Genomic DNA, 1,577 nt, shown 5'->3' with positions numbered 1-1,577 from the left:
AGGGGTCACCCATTAGAAAGTTCTGGTCAAGCAGGCAGCCGTGTTTTCTTGATCTTTTTTACTCAAAAACCAAGTGTTCTTATTATTTAAACTCAATTTAAATATGACTACGCACCTAGTAATGACGTCGATTGGTGTGAATATGCACCAGTCACCCATATGAATTTAGGCATTGTAATTAAGCATATTGATGATTAATTAAGGCCCTTGGCTTTCGCCTCAGTCATCGTTTAGTACCAATGTCAGTCCAGTTTCTGGCTGTGTTTACACACTGCGCTGTAACAAGTCTGTGGTTTATGTTTACACATAGCCAACCCTATGTGGCTCAGACAGTGGGCATACCCAACATTTAAATATGAGCGGTTAACGTGCAGGCTCAATCAAATCTAATGGTTTTACCAACCCCATTACTAGCTCAACACGTTAACCTAATTTTTTATAGACGCTAAGAAAAAGCCTTGTGTTCATCAAATGGGACATTATCTTTCAGCACGTGATAGCAGGCTCTTGCGAGCTTATGCGCAACTGTTTTAATAGCGACTACCTTGTTTGTTTTAGCCAGCTTTCGTTGATAATATTTTTTGATTGTCGGGTTATATCGAATGGCAAAATTAGCGGCCTCAGTAAACGCCCACGCTAAGTATCGATTGCCATTTTTTTGGTTTGTAGCGCCTTTCTTCTTTCCATTGCTGTATCTTGCACCTTTAACACAGCGACAATACGAGGAAAAATTACCTGGACTATCAAAACGTTTAATTGTGCCTGTCTCTAACATAATGGTCAGTGCTAGCGTATTCCCAATCCCATCGATACTGGTTAGGTTTATAAATTCAGGGGAGAGCGATGTTTGTTGTAATATAGCGCTCTCTATTGCATTAATTTGCTGTTGAGCACAGCGTATCAATGTGAGGTTAGAAATGACCGACAGTGCTGTATTTGTTGAGCTGAAATCGGTGTGTACTTGCTCAACATCAACGCCTTTTCTGATAGCAGCCATTTGCTTTATTTTGTTGCTACTGAGCTTATAACCAAGATGACGCATGTAACAACTTTGCACGGATAATAAGTTTTTAGTGGACTGTTGAACAATGTCCATTCGTTTACGCATTAAGTCGCGAACAGCCCTGAGCTCTCGAGGATAAATGTAGCCTTCTGGCAGGATGTTTAGACGTAGCATTTCAGCCAACCAGCGTGCATCACTATGGTCATCAGCATGTTTTAAGCCTGAATATTGTTGAATTGCAGCGGGGTTCGCTAAGTGGAGTTTAAATTCTGCATCCATTAATCCATCAACTAACCAATACCAATTAAAAGTTGACTCAACAACAAGCCCTGTTAAGTTGTCTTTATAAGGGGTTAGAAAAGATAAAATGACAGACATGTCATTATTTAAACGCTTAACGGTAAGCGTTTCACCTTGTTCATTAATGATAGCAATAACACTATTATTTGAATGCAAGTCAATTCCACCATATAGTTTCATACCAAGCTCCTCGGATTCAGTTTATGTTTTGGTCAACACAACTGTATCGAAAAACTCGAGGAGCTTTCTATATGATTATCAAATCTTGACTTCA

General features: G+C 39.4%; 1 protein-coding gene. It reads right to left on the bottom strand.

What is annotated here, in order from left to right:
* Positions 1 to 445: 445 nt before the first annotated feature.
* Complete coding sequence (locus H5232_RS23145; protein WP_182831633.1) at positions 446 to 1,483, bottom strand: IS110 family transposase; 1,038 nt, start codon at positions 1,481 to 1,483, stop codon at positions 446 to 448.
* Positions 1,484 to 1,577 lie beyond the last annotated feature (94 nt).

The sequence above is a fragment of the Pseudoalteromonas sp. SG41-5 genome, from assembly GCF_014164495.1.
GTDB classification, from domain to species: Bacteria; Pseudomonadota; Gammaproteobacteria; order Enterobacterales; family Alteromonadaceae; genus Pseudoalteromonas; species Pseudoalteromonas rhizosphaerae.
This window is presented reverse-complemented; position numbering and strand designations above follow the sequence as displayed.